Origin of the sequence: Streptomyces sp. RKAG293 (assembly GCF_023701745.1) — a bacterium.
GTDB lineage: Bacteria > Actinomycetota > Actinomycetes > Streptomycetales > Streptomycetaceae > Actinacidiphila.
This window is the reverse complement of the sequence record NZ_JAJOZB010000001.1, coordinates 5088244-5103237: the sequence shown is the minus strand read 5'-3', so window position 1 is coordinate 5103237 and position 14994 is coordinate 5088244. Positions and strand designations below refer to the sequence as shown.

At 70.8% G+C, this 14994-nt stretch carries 16 protein-coding genes and 1 tRNA gene; 13 read left to right on the top strand and 4 right to left on the bottom strand.

Translation table 11 applies throughout. The annotated features are described in order from the left end of the window. The first annotated feature begins 78 nt into the window (after nucleotides 1–78). The 4 genes from LNW72_RS22755 to LNW72_RS22740 all read left to right on the top strand — a co-directional run bounded on the left by LNW72_RS22755 (nucleotide 79) and on the right by LNW72_RS22740 (nucleotide 2807). Nucleotides 79–567 (top strand): hypothetical protein, encoded by a 489-nt coding sequence (locus tag LNW72_RS22755; RefSeq protein WP_250977091.1) that lies wholly within the window; start codon nucleotides 79–81, stop codon nucleotides 565–567. 55 nt (nucleotides 568–622) lie between these two features. Then, nucleotides 623–1021: an SHOCT domain-containing protein gene (locus tag LNW72_RS22750; RefSeq protein WP_250977090.1), complete on the top strand. Its 399-nt coding sequence runs from the start codon at nucleotides 623–625 to the stop codon at nucleotides 1019–1021. A 135-nt stretch (nucleotides 1022–1156) separates the two neighbouring features. Beyond that, nucleotides 1157–2146 carry a zinc-binding dehydrogenase gene (locus LNW72_RS22745; RefSeq protein ID WP_250977089.1) on the top strand — a complete coding sequence of 330 codons (990 nt, stop codon included), beginning with the start codon at nucleotides 1157–1159 and terminating at the stop codon, nucleotides 2144–2146. Between the two features lie 205 nt (nucleotides 2147–2351). Then, the gene (locus LNW72_RS22740) at nucleotides 2352–2807 is read left to right on the top strand and encodes a tellurite resistance TerB family protein (RefSeq protein WP_250977088.1); all 456 of its coding nucleotides are present in this window, start codon (nucleotides 2352–2354) and stop codon (nucleotides 2805–2807) included. Between the two features lie 108 nt (nucleotides 2808–2915). On the opposite strand, the gene LNW72_RS22735 is transcribed toward LNW72_RS22740, so the two are convergent. Together LNW72_RS22735 and LNW72_RS22730 are read right to left on the bottom strand one after the other, a co-directional pair. Next, a complete protein-coding gene (locus LNW72_RS22735; protein WP_250977087.1) occupies nucleotides 2916–4136 on the bottom strand; it encodes an ATP-binding protein in 1221 nt (406 codons plus the stop codon). Further along, nucleotides 4133–4918 (bottom strand): response regulator transcription factor, encoded by a 786-nt coding sequence (locus LNW72_RS22730; RefSeq protein ID WP_250977086.1) that lies wholly within the window; start codon nucleotides 4916–4918, stop codon nucleotides 4133–4135. The genes LNW72_RS22735 and LNW72_RS22730 overlap by 4 nt, the downstream gene beginning before the upstream one ends. A 124-nt stretch (nucleotides 4919–5042) precedes the next feature. Between LNW72_RS22730 and LNW72_RS22725 the strand changes: the two genes are divergently transcribed. From LNW72_RS22725 to LNW72_RS22700, 6 genes are all read left to right on the top strand, one after another. Beyond that, nucleotides 5043–5531 carry a hypothetical protein gene (locus LNW72_RS22725; RefSeq protein WP_250977085.1) on the top strand — a complete coding sequence of 163 codons (489 nt, stop codon included), beginning with the start codon at nucleotides 5043–5045 and terminating at the stop codon, nucleotides 5529–5531. Nucleotides 5532–5655: 124 nt separating this feature from the next. Then, nucleotides 5656–6720, top strand: coding sequence for a peptidoglycan-binding protein (locus tag LNW72_RS22720; RefSeq protein WP_250977084.1), 1065 nt, complete (start codon nucleotides 5656–5658; stop codon nucleotides 6718–6720). Further along, entirely contained in the window at nucleotides 6717–7490 is a 774-nt protein-coding gene (locus LNW72_RS22715; RefSeq protein ID WP_250977083.1) for an ABC transporter ATP-binding protein, read from the top strand. The genes LNW72_RS22720 and LNW72_RS22715 overlap by 4 nt, the downstream gene beginning before the upstream one ends. After that, nucleotides 7487–8686 carry an ABC transporter permease gene (locus LNW72_RS22710; protein ID WP_250977082.1) on the top strand — a complete coding sequence of 400 codons (1200 nt, stop codon included), beginning with the start codon at nucleotides 7487–7489 and terminating at the stop codon, nucleotides 8684–8686. The genes LNW72_RS22715 and LNW72_RS22710 overlap by 4 nt, the downstream gene beginning before the upstream one ends. A 68-nt stretch (nucleotides 8687–8754) precedes the next feature. Further along, nucleotides 8755–9168 (top strand): STAS domain-containing protein, encoded by a 414-nt coding sequence (locus LNW72_RS22705; RefSeq protein WP_250977081.1) that lies wholly within the window; start codon nucleotides 8755–8757, stop codon nucleotides 9166–9168. 103 nt (nucleotides 9169–9271) lie between these two features. Further along, nucleotides 9272–10114, top strand: coding sequence for an alpha/beta fold hydrolase (locus LNW72_RS22700; RefSeq protein WP_250977080.1), 843 nt, complete (start codon nucleotides 9272–9274; stop codon nucleotides 10112–10114). 119 nt (nucleotides 10115–10233) lie between these two features. Here LNW72_RS22700 and LNW72_RS22695 read toward each other — a convergent pair whose 3' ends face one another. Both LNW72_RS22695 and LNW72_RS22690 read right to left on the bottom strand, forming a co-directional pair. Further along, a complete protein-coding gene (locus LNW72_RS22695; protein WP_250977079.1) occupies nucleotides 10234–11751 on the bottom strand; it encodes an LPXTG cell wall anchor domain-containing protein in 1518 nt (505 codons plus the stop codon). Nucleotides 11752–12036: 285 nt separating this feature from the next. Further along, nucleotides 12037–12110: transfer RNA gene (locus LNW72_RS22690), tRNA-Thr, on the bottom strand. Between the two features lie 213 nt (nucleotides 12111–12323). On the opposite strand from LNW72_RS22690, the gene LNW72_RS22685 reads away from it, so the two are divergent. The 3 genes from LNW72_RS22685 (at nucleotide 12324) to LNW72_RS22675 (ending at nucleotide 14969) form a co-directional block, all read left to right on the top strand. Next, complete coding sequence (locus LNW72_RS22685; protein WP_250977078.1) at nucleotides 12324–13442, top strand: sn-glycerol-3-phosphate ABC transporter ATP-binding protein UgpC; 1119 nt, start codon at nucleotides 12324–12326, stop codon at nucleotides 13440–13442. Nucleotides 13443–13705: 263 nt separating this feature from the next. Beyond that, entirely contained in the window at nucleotides 13706–14119 is a 414-nt protein-coding gene (locus LNW72_RS22680) for a hypothetical protein (RefSeq protein WP_138354090.1), read from the top strand. A 124-nt stretch (nucleotides 14120–14243) separates the two neighbouring features. Beyond that, nucleotides 14244–14969 carry a nucleotidyltransferase family protein gene (locus tag LNW72_RS22675; protein WP_138354089.1) on the top strand — a complete coding sequence of 242 codons (726 nt, stop codon included), beginning with the start codon at nucleotides 14244–14246 and terminating at the stop codon, nucleotides 14967–14969. The last annotated feature ends 25 nt before the right edge of the window (nucleotides 14970–14994 follow it).

Below are 14994 nucleotides of genomic sequence, written 5' to 3'. Positions count from 1 at the left end.
CCGACCCGGACCGGGCCGCGCCCACGCGTCCATCCGACGCGTCATTCCGCGGTCGTACCGCGTGCGACGATCGACAGTGTGATCGACCTCGGCTACGCCCTCTCCCGCCGCTTTCCCGACCCCCCGCAGACGGACTACCGCACCGCGACCGTCCACTCCCTGCGTCACGACCTGTTCTGCGGCGATGTGTACCTCGCGAAGGGCGAGCGCGAACTGTCCACAGCCTGGGGATGGGTCCCGGTGCTCGACTTCGCGTGGGCGATGTGCGACATCGTCGAACGGCTGGACCAGGACCCGCGCGGCAGCCGCGCCTCCCGCTCGCAGTACGCCGAGTTCGACTTCACCGAGTCCACGGACCGGCTCCGCTTCGCGCGGCGCTTCGGCTACGTGGACGTCGTCGCCGACTGGGCCGAGGACGAGCCGCCGCTGTCGCTGCACCACACGACGTTCCGCCGCGAGGCACGCGATTTCCTGCACGACCTGATCGCGGATCTGACCGACATGCACGACGGCCTCGGCGACAACCCGGCCGTCTGGGACCTGCGGGCCCGCTTCCCGCGCGTGTGACCCATTCGGGTCAACCCCGGATGCGCCAGCTCTGACCAGGGCTTCTCCTTGAGTCATGGAAAACTACCCGATGCTCGACCTCTTCTGGACGATGCTTCTGCTGTTCTTCTGGGTGCTCTGGTTCTTCCTGCTGTTCCGGATCATCGGCGACCTGTTCCGCGACCGCGAGCTCGGCGGATGGGCCAAGGCGGGCTGGATGATCCTGGTCATCGTGCTGCCGTTCGTCGGCGTGCTGGTCTACGTCATCGTGCGCGGCAAGGGCATGAGCCAGCGCGACGTCAAGCAGGCGGAGGCCCAGCAGACGGCCTTCAAGCAGTACGTGCGCGAGGCGGCGGGTTCTTCGGACGACAGCGTGGACCAGCTCCACAAGCTGTCCGAGCTGAAGAGCCGCGGCGACCTCACCGAGGATGAGTACGCCCAAGCCAAGCAGAAGCTCCTGGCCAGGTCGTCGTAACGCGGTACGGCAGACGTCAGGGCCTCCCGGCTTCCTCCGGATCTCCGGCCTTGACTTGAACCTAGGTTCAAGTCCAAGGATGAGCGGTGCTGCGCCATCAGGCGCCCGCACCGCCCGAAGATCCGGAGAAACGCCATGCGCGCCGCCCGTCTGCACGCCTTCGGCCCCGCCGAGAACCTGACGTACGAGGAGACGGCGACCCCGGTGCCGGGTCCCGGGCAGGTGCGGATCGCCGTCCGCGCGGCCGGGGTCCACGTGATCGACACCGTCTTCCGCCAAGGCGACCCGAAGAGCCCGTACCCGCTGCCCGAGCTGCCGACGATCCCCGGCCGCGAGGTCGCCGGCACGGTCGACGCGCTCGGCGAGGGCACCGACGCCCGCTGGCTCGGCCGCCGCGTCGCGGCCCACCTCGGCATGGTGCCCGGCGGCTACGCCGAGACCGCGGTCACCGACACCGGCAAGCTGCACGAGCTGCCGGAGAACGTCGACTTCGCCGAGGGCATCGCCATGATCGGCACCGGCCGCACCACGCTCGGCATCCTGCGGTTCGCGGACCTGACCGACCAGGACGTGGTGATCGTCACCGCCGCGGCGGGCGGTATCGGCACCCTGCTCGTCCAGTACGCCAGGAACCTCGGCGCGACCGTCGTCGGAGCGGCGGGCGGCCCGGCCAAGGCCGAACGGGTCCGCGGCCTGGGCGCGGACGTGGCCGTCGACTACAACGCCCCCGGCTGGACCGACCAGGTGCGTACCGCCCTCGGCGGCCGGTCCGCGACCGTCGTCTTCGACGCCGTCAGCGGCCCGCTCGGCCGCGCCGCCGTCGACCTGCTCGGCAAGGGCGGCAGGCACCTCGTCTACGGCTGGTCCGCCGGCGGTCCGCTGGACCTCGGCGAGGAGGAGCTGGCCACCCGCGGGATCACCTCGCGGACCGTGATCGGCCCGGCGATGATGAAGGCGATCGGCGGCCCCGAGGGCCTGCGCGCCCTGGAGGAGGCGGCCCTCGCGGAGGCCGCGGCCGGCCGTCTCGTACCGGCGGTGCAGCGCTTCCCGCTGGCGGAGGCCGCCGCGGCGCACCGGGCGCTGGAGACGCGCGCCACGATGGGCAAGGTCGTGCTGGTCCCGTAGCCGCCGCGACCTGCGCCGCCGCATTCTTCGCCGTCGCATCCTTTGCCGTCGCATCCTTTGCCGTCGCATCCTTTGCCGCAGGTCCCGCGCGCTCCCCGGTGCTCCCCTGGCGGGAGCCCTGCCGGGGAGCACCGGGGAACTCCATGGGGTCCCCGGGGAGTTCCCTGGGCGAGATCGAAAGCCAATGCGTCGAGGAGACACCACCATGGCCCTGTGGAACCGCTTCAAGGAGTCCGCGCAGACCATGCAGACCCAGCTCACCGCCAAGAAGAACGACCTCAAGAGCGGGGCGTTCCGCGACGCGAGCATGGCGATGTGCGCGCTGGTCGCCGCCGCCGACGGTCAGATCGACCCGTCCGAGCGGCAGCGCGTGGCGTCGCTGATCGCGGGCAACGACGTACTGCAGAACTTCCCGGCCGAGGACCTGCAGCGCCGGTTCGACGCCTACCTCGGCAAGCTGACCGCCGACTTCGACTTCGGCAAGGTCGGGATCCTGCAGGAGATCGGCAAGGTCCAGAAGAAGCCGACCGAGGCCCGCGCCGTCATCCAGATCGGCATCGTCATCGGCGGCGCCGACGGTGACTTCGACAAGACCGAGCAGGGTGTCGTCCGCGAGGCGTGCTTCGCGGTGGGCATCGACCCCAAGGAGTTCGACCTCTAGGAGCCCCAGGGCGCCAGAGCCTCGAGGACCTCGGGTCCTCCAGAGTCTCCGGGGCCTCCAGGACCCCGGGTCCTCCGGGGTCTCCGGGTCCTCCAGGTCCCCCAGGCCTCAGGTCGGATTCCAGCCGGCCACGCGGACCGTCAGGCCGCCGCCGGGATTCGCGGCGGCGGTGGCCACGGCTCCGTGCGCGCGGGCGATCGAGGCGACGATGGACAGCCCGAGTCCCGCCCCCTCCCCCGGCCGGTGCCGCCGGGCCTGCATCCGGCGGAAGGGCTCGAAGAGCTCGGGCACCGCCGCGGCCGGCACCTCGGGGCCGGTGTTGGTGACCTCCAGGCCGTCCGCGCCGACCGTGACCCGCACCTGCCCGCCCGGGTGGTTGTAGCGGATCGCGTTGCTCACCAGGTTGTGCACCAGATGCCCGAGCAGCACGGCCTCGCCCTGCACGGTCAGCGGCCGCAGTTCGGTCCCGACGGTGACCCCGTGCTCGCTCGCCTGGTCCGCGAGCGCCTTCGCCACGCTCGCCGCGGTCGCGTCGAGCGCGATCGGCCCGACCCGCTCCAGCCCCTGGTCGCTGGCCGAGAGCAGCAGCAGTCCGTCGATCAGCTTCTCGCTGTCATCGGCGACGTCGATGAGTTTGCCGCGCAGACGCGCCAGCCGTTCCGGATCCAGGTCCGGGTCCGCCAGTCCGATCTCGGCCGCGGCACGCTGCACGGCCAGCGGCGTCCGCAGCTCGTGGGCCGCGTTGGCGACGAACCGCTGCTGGGCGGAGACCAGCTGCTCTATCCGGTCGAGCATGGTGTCGAACGTGTCGGCGAGCTGCTTCAGCTCGCCGGGCGGCGCCTTCAACTTGATGCGCTCGTGCAGGTTCTCCCCGGACAGCCGGCGGGCGGTGGACGTGATGACGCCCACCGGGCGCAGCACCCGTCCCGCCATCCACCAGGCCAGCGCCACCGACAGCACGGCGAAGACGGCGAGCGAGACGAGGGAGACGGTCAGCAGTTTGCTGAGGGCCGCGCTCTCCGCCGCCGTCGTGATCATCTTCGTCGCCGCGTGCACGTTGGCGGGATCGAACGTCACCCCCGGCATCGGCACCGCGGGCTGGGCCTCGGCGAACTGCCTGGTCGGCAGGGCGTACGGGGCGCGCACACCGTTGCTGGGGACGGCCGTGGTGACGGCGAGGCTGATGGTGGAGTAGAGCCCGCTGCGCACCAGCGAGTACACCAGGGCGATCAGCACGCCGCCGGCCAGCACCAGGAGCCCGCCGTACAGACTCGTCAGCCGGGCACGTTCACTGCTCAGCCGCCACAGCCGCAGTCGCAGCCGGCTCATGACCGCTCCCCGGAGGCGGAGTTCGGGTTCTGGTCCCCGGAGGCGGGACTGGGGTGCCGGTCCAGGGAGGCGGGATCCGGGTCATGGCCCCCGGAGGCGGGGCCCGGGTTCTGGTCCACGGGAACGTCGGCGATCCGGTAGCCGACGCCCGGCACCGTCTCCACCACCTGCGGCTCGCCCAGCTTGGTGCGCAGCTTGCTGAGCGTCACCCGGACCGCGTTCGTCCGGTAGCTGGTGTCCTCCTCCCACACCTGCTCGATCAGGTCCTCTCCGCTGACGACCGCGCCGTCCGCGCGCATCAGTACCTCCAGCACCGCGAACTCCTTCCGGGACAGGCTCAGATACCGGCCGTCGCGGCTCGCCTGGCGGCGCGCGCCGTCCATGACGAGGCCGGCGCGTTCGATCACCGGGGGCAGCGCGGGGTGTACGCGGCGGCCCAGCGCCAGGACCCGGGCGAGCAACTCGTCGTAGGCGAACGGCTTGGTGAGGTAGTCGTCGGCGCCCAGGCCGAGCCCCGCCACCCGGTCGCGGACGGTGCCCGCGGCGGTGAGCATCAGCACCCGGGTGAGCAGCCGCTGCTCCACCACCCGGCGGCAGACCTCGTCGCCGTGCACCCCGGGCAGATCGCGGTCCAGGACGAGCACGTCGTAGGCGCCGAACCGGAGTTTCCGCAGCCCTTCCGCGCCGTCCGACGCCACGTCCACCGCGATGGCGTCACGGCGCAGCCCGTCGGCCACCATTTCGGCCAGGAATTCCTCGTCCTCCACCAGCAGAACACGCATGTGCCCCTGTTTACCCGATGGGGACCTTTCGGCGTTGTAAAGGACCTCGCTTAGAGAAACGAGAGCTCTGCGGCTGTCAATCTCTTCCCGTCACTATCCGGAACCGTCGAAAAGTGAGAATCCCATGAGAAATCGTCACCGTGTTTCCGCCGGCGCCGCGGCACTGGCCGCTCTCGCCCTGTTCGCCTCCGCCTGTTCTGGCTCCGATTCGGACTCCGACGCGAAGGGATCGCCCGGGAAGAGCTCGGCCGACACCGCCGCCGACAAGGCGCTCAAGTTCCGCAAGTGCCTGCGGGACAACGGCATGGACGTGCAGGAACCCAAGCCGGGCGAGGACCCGCGGGGCATGACGATCGGCAGCAACGGCAGCGAGGCGTCCATGAAGAAGGCGATGGACGCCTGCAAGCAGTTCAGCGCGAATCCGTCGGGAGAGATATCCCAGGCGGACAAGGACAAGGCTCTCAAGTTCGCCCAGTGCATGCGTAAGAACGGTGTCGACATGCCCGATCCGAACTATGGCGGCGGTGGCGGGATGCAGAAGGCCATGCCGATGCCGCAGGGCGCGGAGAAGGAGAAGTTCGACAAGGCCAACAAGCTCTGCTCCGTCGACTGACGGCCGGCGGAACCGACGCCATGCGCAAGAACACGCACGGAACGCACGGAACGCACGGAACGCACCCAACGCACGGAACACAGAGCACGCCGCAGAGCACGCAGGGACGGACGGGAATACGTCGATGAAGCGCAAGAGAATCGTTCTGGCCGCCGTGGCGGTGGTCGTGGTCGTCGCCGGGGGCGGCGTGGCGGTCACCGCGCTGGCCGCCCCCGACAAGGGGGTGACCCAGCAGAACTCCGGCCTGCCGCCGGCGACCGCCCCGATCGCGCGCGGCGATCTCAGCGACAGCACCCAGAAGCAGGGCACGCTCGGGTACTCCAAGGAGCGCAAGATCAACGCGGGCGCCATGGGCACCATCACCTGGGTCGCCGGCGCCGGCTCCTCCGTCGCCCGCGACGGCAGGCTGTACGAGGTCGACGGCAAGCCCGTACGGCTGATGTACGGCACGACCCCCATGTACCGGACGCTGAAGACCGGCGACAAGGGCGACGATGTCCGGCAGTTGAAGGAGAACCTGCGCGCCCTCGGCTTCGGCTCCGGTCTGGCCGACGACGACAAGTTCACCGCCGGCACCGCCGATGCCGTGAAGCGCTGGCAGAAGGACCACGACCTGCCGAAGACCGGCACGACCGGCCCCGACCAGATCGCCTTCTCCGCCGGTCCGGTACGGATCAAGTCGGCGGACTCCACCGTCGGCGACCAGGCCGGCCCCGGCAAACCGGTGCTGACCACGACCAGTTCCGAGCGGATCGTCGAGTTCAAGCTGGAGGTCGCCGACGGTCAGCTGGCGCGGACCGGCACCAAGGTCACCGTCGACCTGCCGGGCGGCGGGACCGCGCAGGGCAAGGTCTCCTCCATCGGCAAGACCGTCGAGGAGGGCGAGGACCCGCAGGACAAGACACCCAAGATCTCCGTCACGGTCACCTTCGACGACCCGTCCAAGGTCGGCGGCCTCGACAAGTCCCCGGTGACGGTGAACCTGACCGGACAGACCCACAAGGGCGTCCTGTCCGTACCCGTCAACGCCCTGCTGGCGCTGCCCAGCGGCGGCTTCGGCGTCCAGGTCGTGGAGAACGGCAAGGCGCGCGATGTCGCCGTCGAGCTCGGCATGTTCGGGCAGGGGCGGGTCGAGGTCAGCGGCGGCGGGCTGCGCGAGGGCATGAAGGTCGGGGTGCCGTCGCTGTGAGTCCCATCCGTACCGCTCCGAACACCGTCGTGGAACTCGTCGGCGTCGGGAAGGAGTACCCGGGCGGCGTCGCGGCGCTGCGCGGCGTGGACCTGACGATCGACGACGGTGAACTCCTCGCCATCGTCGGCCCGTCCGGCTCCGGCAAGTCCACCCTGCTGCACATCGTCGGCACCCTCGACCGGCCGTCCTCCGGCTCGGTCGCCATCGCGGGCCACGACGTCGCCACGCTCTCCGACCGCAGGCTCTCCGCGCTGCGCGCCCAGCATGTCGGCTTCGTCTTCCAGGCGTTCCATCTCGTGCCCGGCATCAGCGCCCAGGACAACGTGGCCGAGGGGCTGCTCTACTCGGGCCTGCCGCGCGCCGAACGCCGCCGCCGGGCCGCCGCCGCACTGGAGCGCGTCGGCCTCGCGGACCGGATGGACCACAAGCCGCACCAGCTGTCCGGCGGGCAGAAGCAGCGCGTCGCCATCGCGCGCGCCGTCGTCGGCGAACCCGATCTGCTGCTCGCCGACGAGCCCACCGGCGCCCTGGACTCCGCCTCGGGCGAGGCGGTCATGGAGCTGCTGCACGACCTCAACAAGGAAGGCGCGACCATCGCCGTGATCACCCACGACAGCGAGATCGCCGACCGGCTGCCCCGCCAGGTGCGGATCCGCGACGGCCGGGTCGTGGCGGACACCAGGCAGACCCCTACGAGTGGCGGGACGGGCAACGCACCCGACTCCGCGCCCGGCACCGGGACCGACGCCGGAGCGGTCGCCGTATGAGGCGCACCGCACTCTCCCCCGCCCGGCTCAGCGCCCGCGATGTGTTCCACGTCGGATCCGCCGGACTGCGCGGCCGTCCCCTGCGCGTCGTCCTGTCCGCGCTGGGCATCGCCCTCGGCATCGCGACGATGATCGCGGTGGTCGGGATCTCGTCCTCCAGCAAGGCCCAACTCATGCGGGAGCTCGACCGGTTGGGCACCAACATGCTCGTCGTGACCCCCGGCGACGCGCTGTTCACCGGCCAGGACGCCCGGCTGCCGAAGGAGGCCCCCGGCATGATCGGCCGGATCCCGGGCGTCGAGCAGGTGGGTGCCACCGGCGACATCAAGCAGTCGGTACGCCGTTCCGAGAAGATCCCCGAGGGCGACACCGGCGGCATCGCCGTCAAGGCGACCACGGAAGAGCTGCTGAAGACCCTGCGCGGCTCGGTGCGCAGCGGCAGCTGGCTCAACAAGGCCACCGGCAGGTACCCGTCCGTCGTGCTCGGCAGCGTCGCCGCCGACCGCCTCGGCATCACCGCCCCCGGGCAGCAGGTGTTCATCGGCGGCCGGTACTTCACCGTCACCGGCATCCTCGACCCGCTGCCGCTCGCCCCCGAGATCGAACGCTCCGCCCTCGTCGGGTGGGACGCGGCAGAACGGCTGCTGGGCTTCGACGGCCATCCCACGTCCGTCTACGAACGGTCCACCGACGCCGCGGTCGCCGCCGTACGCGACCTGGTCCCGCGCACCGCCAACCCGCAGAACCCGCAGGTCGTGAAGGTCACCGATCCTTCGGCGGCACTGCAGGCGAAGGCCGCCACGGACGGCGCGTTCACCAATCTGCTGCTCGGTCTCGGCGGGGTCGCCCTGCTGGTCGGGGGCGTCGGGGTCGCCAACACCATGATCATCTCGGTGCTGGAACGCCGTTACGAGATCGGCTTGCGCCGCTCCCTGGGCGCGACCAGGGGCCAGATCCGCATCCAGTTCGTCACCGAGTCCCTCATGCTCTCCGGGCTCGGCGGCCTCGCGGGCATCGCCCTCGGCTCACTCGCCACCTTCGTCTACGCCACCACCGGCGGACTGCCGTGGGTGGTGCCGCCGTGGGCCGTCAGCGGCGGCTTCGGCGCCACGCTCATCATCGGCACCGTCGCCGGCCTCTATCCGGCGGTCCGCGCGGCCCGCCTGTCGCCGACCCTGGCCCTGCACGCCGCGTAGGGCCTGTCCGGCCGAGCCCGTACGCCTCGCGTACGCCTCCCGTGGAACCTCACCGGAAGGAAGCCCCCGTGCATCTCATACCCCCGGATCACCCGAGCCCCGCCTTCGCCGTCCACATCCGCACCGGCACCCGCGGCACCGCGCCGATCGTCGAACTCCACGGCGAGATCGACCTCATGGCCGCGCCGTACATCAGCCGACGGCTGGACGGACTCGCCCGCAGGGAGCGCGGGGGCGGGGGCGGAGGCAGGGCCGTCCACCCTCCCGACCTCGTCATCGACGTCACCGGCGTCACGTTCATGGACTGCCGCGGGCTATCGGTACTCGTCCACGCCCACAACCTCATCAGCGCACAGCACGGCCGGCTGCACCTCACCGGCGTCCGCCCGCACCTCCGCAAGCTCCTGCACCTCACGGGCCTGGACGGGACCTTCGCCGTCCAGGACGCTCGCGTCGGCCGCGTATCAGCGCCCTGTCGGTGACGCGGGCCACAGTGGGGTCGTTGCCCGGATCCGCCAGGGGCCACCAAGACCTGACGGATCCGGGCGGCGCCGGCCAGGACCCCGGAACGCCTCAGGAGGACCGATGAACGCGCCGTCGACGAACGCGCCCAGGACCGACACGCTCAAAGTGCCCGGAGCCACCCTCCACTACGAGATCCGCGGCTCCGGTCCCGTCCTGCTCATGATCCACGGCGGCTCCGGCGACGCCGGCGTCTTCGAGGGCGTCGCCGGAGCCCTGGCCGACCGCTGCACCGTCGTCACCTACGACCGGCGCGGCAACTCCCGCAGCCCGGTGGACGGCCCGCCGCAGGACATGAGCGTCGAAACCGACAGCGAGGACGCCCGCCTCCTCCTCGCCGCCCTGACCGACGAGCCCGCCGACGTGTTCGGCAGCAGCTCGGGCGCCATCGTCGCCCTCGACCTGCTCACCCGGCACCCGGACCGCGTCCGCATCGCCGTCCCCCACGAACCCCCGTTGTTCGGTGTGCTCCCCGACGCCGAGGAGCACGTCGCCTTCCTCAGGAACGTCCACGCCATCTACCTCCGCGACGGCGTCGGCCCCGCGATGGAGGTCTTCGGCGCCCGCATGGGCCTGGACACCGAAGGCCCCCTGCCCCACACGGGGCTCCCCCCACGGATCCGCGACCTCGTCACCCGGATGTCCGCCAACACCGACCACTTCCTGGCCCACGAGCTCCTGCCGGTCACGAATCACCTCCCGGACCTGACCGCCCTGGCCGCCGTGACCCCCCAACTGGCCCTGGCCGGCGGCCGCGACTCCCGCGGCTTCCTCCCCTACCTCCCCAACACCGTTCTGGCCACCCGCCTGGGCATCTCCATCACCGACTTCCCGGGCAACCACGCCGGCTACCTCCCCCACGCCCCGGCCTTCGCCACCCAACTGGCCACGCTCCTCACCCGCTGACCGCTTCGCGGCGGCCCGGGTGGCGCCCCGGGTGGCGGCCGTGGTGAACGCGAGAGGGGCCCAGCGCCGAAGCGCTGGACCCCTCGATCCGTTCCCGGATCCGCCTTCAGCGGGATCCGTCAGTTGTGGCGCGCCTTCCGCCGCCGCGCGACGACCAGAGCCGCGGCCCCCGCGGCCAGCAGCGCGGAGCCACCGAGGGCGAATCCGGTGGCGTCACCGGAACCGCCGGTCTCGGCCAACTCCGTGCCGCCCGTGGCCGGGGAAGCGGACGGCTTGACGCCGCCGTTCGGGACCGTGCCCGCGGGACGGGGGTCCACGATCCGGACCATTCCGGTCGACAGGTCCTGCGGGTGCTCGAAGCGCGGATCGACGACCATCGCCGTCAGCACGGCCTGCACCGACCGGGACGCCTTCGCCGTCGCGCGGACCGTGAACGTCAGAGTGCTACGCCCCTTGCGCACCGGGCAGGTGACGTCCGGATCGGCCGGGACCGTCCCGGCCTTGCAACCGGCCGGCAGTGTCACGGTGACCCCGGCCGGAAGGCCATGGGCCGCCGGGTGCTTCTTGTCGGCGCGCTGCCCCAGGTCCAGCAGGACCGATCCGTCCTGGACCGCGTTCACCGTGACGGGGAACGCGGCGCTCCCGCCCGCCGGGACGCTGATGTCGCCCACCGAGATCGTGCTCAGCGGCCCGGTCGACAGATCGTGGCCCACAAAGATGTAGTCGTAGCCCGTGGAGGCCTGTGCGGCACCGGGGCCGCTGTACGCCGAGCCGTAGTCGGAGTTCAGGGCGAACCGGGCGCCGACCGGCGCCTTGGCGTCGACGGTCAGCGTCTCCGTCACCGTGACGTCGCCTCCCACCGGAAGTTCGCAGGAGGAGACCAGGGGCGACCCGTTGGCCTCCGCGGGTGTCAGGACCCTGCACGAGGCGCGGGCGGATGACGCGCTCACCTTCAGATGAGCCCAGGAGGGCAGCCCCCACCCTCCTTCGTCGCGACCGACGGAGAAGTTCATGAATTCGTAGACGGAACCGGCCTGGGAGGCCCGCAACTTGGTGGTGTAGACGACGGACTTGCCCGGCTGGACATCACGCAGTCCGCTGTGGGTGAGTGTGGCGGCCGAGTTGCCCGAGAAGAGCCGCACCATGCCGAAGCTGGGGTCGGACTCAGCTCCACCCCCGGTACTTCCGTAACTGGCCTGCGGCAGGACCCAGGTGCTGTCGGGGACGGTGGCCGCGACGTCCAGTCCGAACGCGAACGTCTGGTCGCCCGCCGCCGTGACACACGAGAAGGAGTCGGGCTCGGTCCCACTGGCGGCATCCTTCGTGCACCCTGCGGGCACGACCACCTTCACACCCCGGGGCAGTCCGGCCAGCCGGTGCTCGGGCTCACCACCGGGCGTCGCCTGACTGAAGCTGACCCACGTCGTCCCGGGTCCGGGAGCGTCCTTGACGGAGACCGGTACCGCGATGACGCCGCCGGTGAGCCCGGCGGCCGGCATCCCGTGCTCATCCGGCTGGCCGACGGAAACGACCGGCCCAGGAGCCGCGAGCGCGCCTCCCGCCCAGATCAGCGAACTTGCTGCGAGAGTGCCGCCGGCCACGGCGGCCACCGCCAGGCGGCGTAAGGACAAGGACATGAAGCTTCCTGCCAGGGTGTCAGATGGTGCCCGACGTCTCCCAGCCGACGCCCATGCGATCAACTGTTCGACACGAAGAAATCAATATCTAGCACACGCCACGAATCGCCCGCCCCGATTTCCCCAACAGAGCACCCACGGCACCTCGGCCCCACGCCCTCGCACAACCACGGCCGGCGGACACCGCGCACGCAGACGGCCCCGGACAGGGTGTCCGGGGCCGTCCGTGGCGCTTCTGCAGAGCCGCGGGGCCACTGGGTGCGGCTCGGGCGGGGTGGTACGGGGAGCCCCCTGTCGGATTCGAACCGACGACCTTCGCTTTACAAGAGCGGTGCTCTGGCCAGCTGAGCTAAGGGGGCACGGGTCCGCGGCCGGTGGTGCGGGTGCGGGGCCAGGAGAAGTGTACTCAAGGCGGGGGGTGCCGGGTGTGGGGAAAGTCGGGGACCGGGGGCTACTGACAAAGGGGCAGGCGGCGGGTAGCGTCACCGTCAGTTCGCATATGGCGGACTAGACCAATCCTTCCTTTACTCGGATCGTCCGGCACGTTCCTGCCGGTGAGGGGTGCAACAGCTATGGCTACTGTCACGTTCGACAAGGCGACCCGTATCTACCCGGGCTCGGAGAAGCCCGCGGTGGACGGCCTGGAGATCGAGGTCGGGGACGGCGAGTTCCTGGTTCTGGTCGGTCCGTCCGGCTGTGGGAAGTCGACCTCCCTGCGCATGCTCGCGGGTCTCGAGGACGTCAACGGCGGAGCGATCCGCATCGGTGACCGCGACGTCACCCACCTGCCGCCGAAGGACCGGGACATCGCGATGGTGTTCCAGAACTACGCGCTGTACCCGCACATGACCGTCGCGGACAACATGGGCTTCGCGCTCAAGATCGCCGGCGTGAACAAGGCGGAGATCCGCAAGCGCGTCGAGGAAGCCGCGAAGATCCTGGACCTGAGCGACTACCTGGCGCGCAAGCCGAAGGCGCTCTCCGGTGGTCAGCGCCAGCGTGTCGCGATGGGCCGCGCGATCGTGCGTGAGCCGCAGGTGTTCCTCATGGACGAGCCGCTGTCGAACCTCGACGCGAAGCTGCGTGTGCAGACCCGTACGCAGATCGCCAGCCTGCAGCGCCGCCTGGGCGTCACGACGGTCTACGTCACCCACGACCAGGTCGAGGCCATGACGATGGGCGACCGCGTGGCCGTCCTCAAGGACGGGCTGCTGCAGCAGGTCGACACCCCCCGCAACATGTACGACCGCCCGGCGAACCTGTTCGTCGCCGGCTTCATCGGCTCGCCGGCCATGAACCTCGTCGAGGTCCCGATCACGGACGGCGGCGTGAAGTTCGGCAACTCGATCGTCGCCGTCGAGCGCGACGCCATCGCGGCCGCCGCCGACAAGGGCGACCGCACGGTCACCGTCGGCGTCCGTCCCGAGCACTTCGACATCGTGAACGGCGAGGCCAAGTCGCTGTCGAAGGACGAGCCGGCCGGCCTGGCCGTCACGGTCAACGTCGTCGAGGAACTGGGCGCGGACGGCTTCGTCTACGGCAGCGCCGAGGTCAGCGGCGAGCACAAGGACCTGGTCATCCGGGTCGGCGGCCGCGAGATCCCGGAGAAGGGCTCCGTGCTGCACGTCGTGCCGCGCGGTGGCGAGGCCCACGTGTTCTCGACCTCCACCGGCGAGCGCCTCAGCGACTGACGCCGGTCCGGGGCACCGATCAGTCCGGGCTTATAAGCAGTACGGAACGGCCGTTCGCGCAACCTGCGGGCGGCCGTTCCGCGTTGCGTCGGCGGTGCGTCCGCGGTGCGTCCGCGTCGATCATTCCGGTGTCGACAAATACCTGCACACACCGGTCCTTTCGACCCTGTTCGTCAACCGGCCGCACCCGTATCAGCGATTCCCCTCACCCGGCAGGGTGACTAAATGTCGCCAAATCATCACCCATCGCTACGATCGCGAGCGTGAACCAGGTAGCTCGCCGCATCGGCAAGACATTCGCGCTCGTACTCCCGGTCGTCCTCGTGCTGTCCGGGACCCTCGCCGTCACCCGCGTCCCGTGGGCGACCTCGGCCTCCGAGGCCCAGGTGCTCACGGCCTCGCACGACAAACCGGAGATCGTGCCGTCCTCGAAGGAGCCGCAGGAGGTGCTGCGCACCCGACTGCTGGACGAGCTCCAGGACAAGTCCGCGAGCACGGTACTGACCGACCTGCAGGCGGAGATGGCCACCAGGCCGTCACTGGCAAAGTACTGCACCTCGATCGCCCGGTCGCTCGGCCGCGCCGCCGTCGCCAAGTACGGTCCGGTCCGCGCCCAGTCCTTCTCGCGTCCGGTGTGCGACACCTCGTTCGCGACCGGCGTCGCCTCCGTCTACTGACCATGACAGGCGTCCCCTGCCGCCCGGGGACGCCGTCATCACGAGATCGGCCAGATCCACTGGATCCACGAGTTCCCCGACATCCACAAGATCCACGAGTTCGAGGTCCCGTAGGGTGCCCAGCATGACGAACGGCGCTCCTACCGTGACCCAGGCCGTCCTCCTCGCCGGAGGGCAGGGGTCGCGACTGCGGCCCTACACCGACGACCGTCCCAAGCCGATGGTCGAGATCCCGGGCACCGGGACACCGATCATCGGCCACCAGCTCGACTGGCTGGCCGCCGAGGGCGTCACCGACGCCGTCGTCTCGTGCGGCCACCTCGCCGAAGTGCTCCAGGAGTGGCTGGACGCGGCCCGGTTGCCGCTGAACGTCACCACCGTCGTCGAGAAGGAACCGCTGGGTCGCGGCGGCGGGCTCAAGTACGCCGCCGCGTCGCTCCCGCGCCCCGACGAGCCCTGGTACGCCACCAACGGCGACATCTGGACCCGCTTCTCGCTGCGCGAGATGGCCGCGTTCCACCACGAGCGCGCCGCGGTCGCCACGCTGGCGCTGGCCCGCCCCCGGATCCCGTGGGGCGCCGTGGAGACCAACGAGTTCGGGCAGATCCTGGACTTCATCGAGGCGCCGCCCTCCCCGTTCCTGATCAACGCGGGCGTGTACGTCTTCGATCCGGAGTTCACCGGGCTGCTGCCGGACCTCGGCGACCATGAACGCACCACGTTCCCCCGGCTCGCGCGCGAACGCCGCCTCGCCGGCTTCCCGATCCCGCAGGGCGCGTACTGGCGGGCCATCGACACGGCGAAGGACCTCACCGAGGCCGCCAAGGAGCTGGCCGCCCTCAGCCGTTGAACGCGGCTCTCAACCGTTGAGCGTG

Coding starts and splice junctions, on each gene's coding strand:
- LNW72_RS22735 (WP_250977087.1), bottom strand. CDS start 4,136: ATGAGCCGGCTGCGACTGCGGCTGTGGCGGCTGAGCAGTGAACGTGCC.
- LNW72_RS22725 (WP_250977085.1), top strand. CDS start 5,043: ATGAGAAATCGTCACCGTGTTTCCGCCGGCGCCGCGGCACTGGCCGCT.
- LNW72_RS22710 (WP_250977082.1), top strand. CDS start 7,487: ATGAGGCGCACCGCACTCTCCCCCGCCCGGCTCAGCGCCCGCGATGTG.
- LNW72_RS22720 (WP_250977084.1), top strand. CDS start 5,656: ATGAAGCGCAAGAGAATCGTTCTGGCCGCCGTGGCGGTGGTCGTGGTC.
- LNW72_RS22750 (WP_250977090.1), top strand. CDS start 623: ATGGAAAACTACCCGATGCTCGACCTCTTCTGGACGATGCTTCTGCTG.
- LNW72_RS22695 (WP_250977079.1), bottom strand. CDS start 11,751: ATGTCCTTGTCCTTACGCCGCCTGGCGGTGGCCGCCGTGGCCGGCGGC.
- LNW72_RS22745 (WP_250977089.1), top strand. CDS start 1,157: ATGCGCGCCGCCCGTCTGCACGCCTTCGGCCCCGCCGAGAACCTGACG.
- LNW72_RS22700 (WP_250977080.1), top strand. CDS start 9,272: ATGAACGCGCCGTCGACGAACGCGCCCAGGACCGACACGCTCAAAGTG.
- LNW72_RS22730 (WP_250977086.1), bottom strand. CDS start 4,918: ATGCGTGTTCTGCTGGTGGAGGACGAGGAATTCCTGGCCGAAATGGTG.
- LNW72_RS22740 (WP_250977088.1), top strand. CDS start 2,352: ATGGCCCTGTGGAACCGCTTCAAGGAGTCCGCGCAGACCATGCAGACC.
- LNW72_RS22685 (WP_250977078.1), top strand. CDS start 12,324: ATGGCTACTGTCACGTTCGACAAGGCGACCCGTATCTACCCGGGCTCG.
- LNW72_RS22675 (WP_138354089.1), top strand. CDS start 14,244: ATGACGAACGGCGCTCCTACCGTGACCCAGGCCGTCCTCCTCGCCGGA.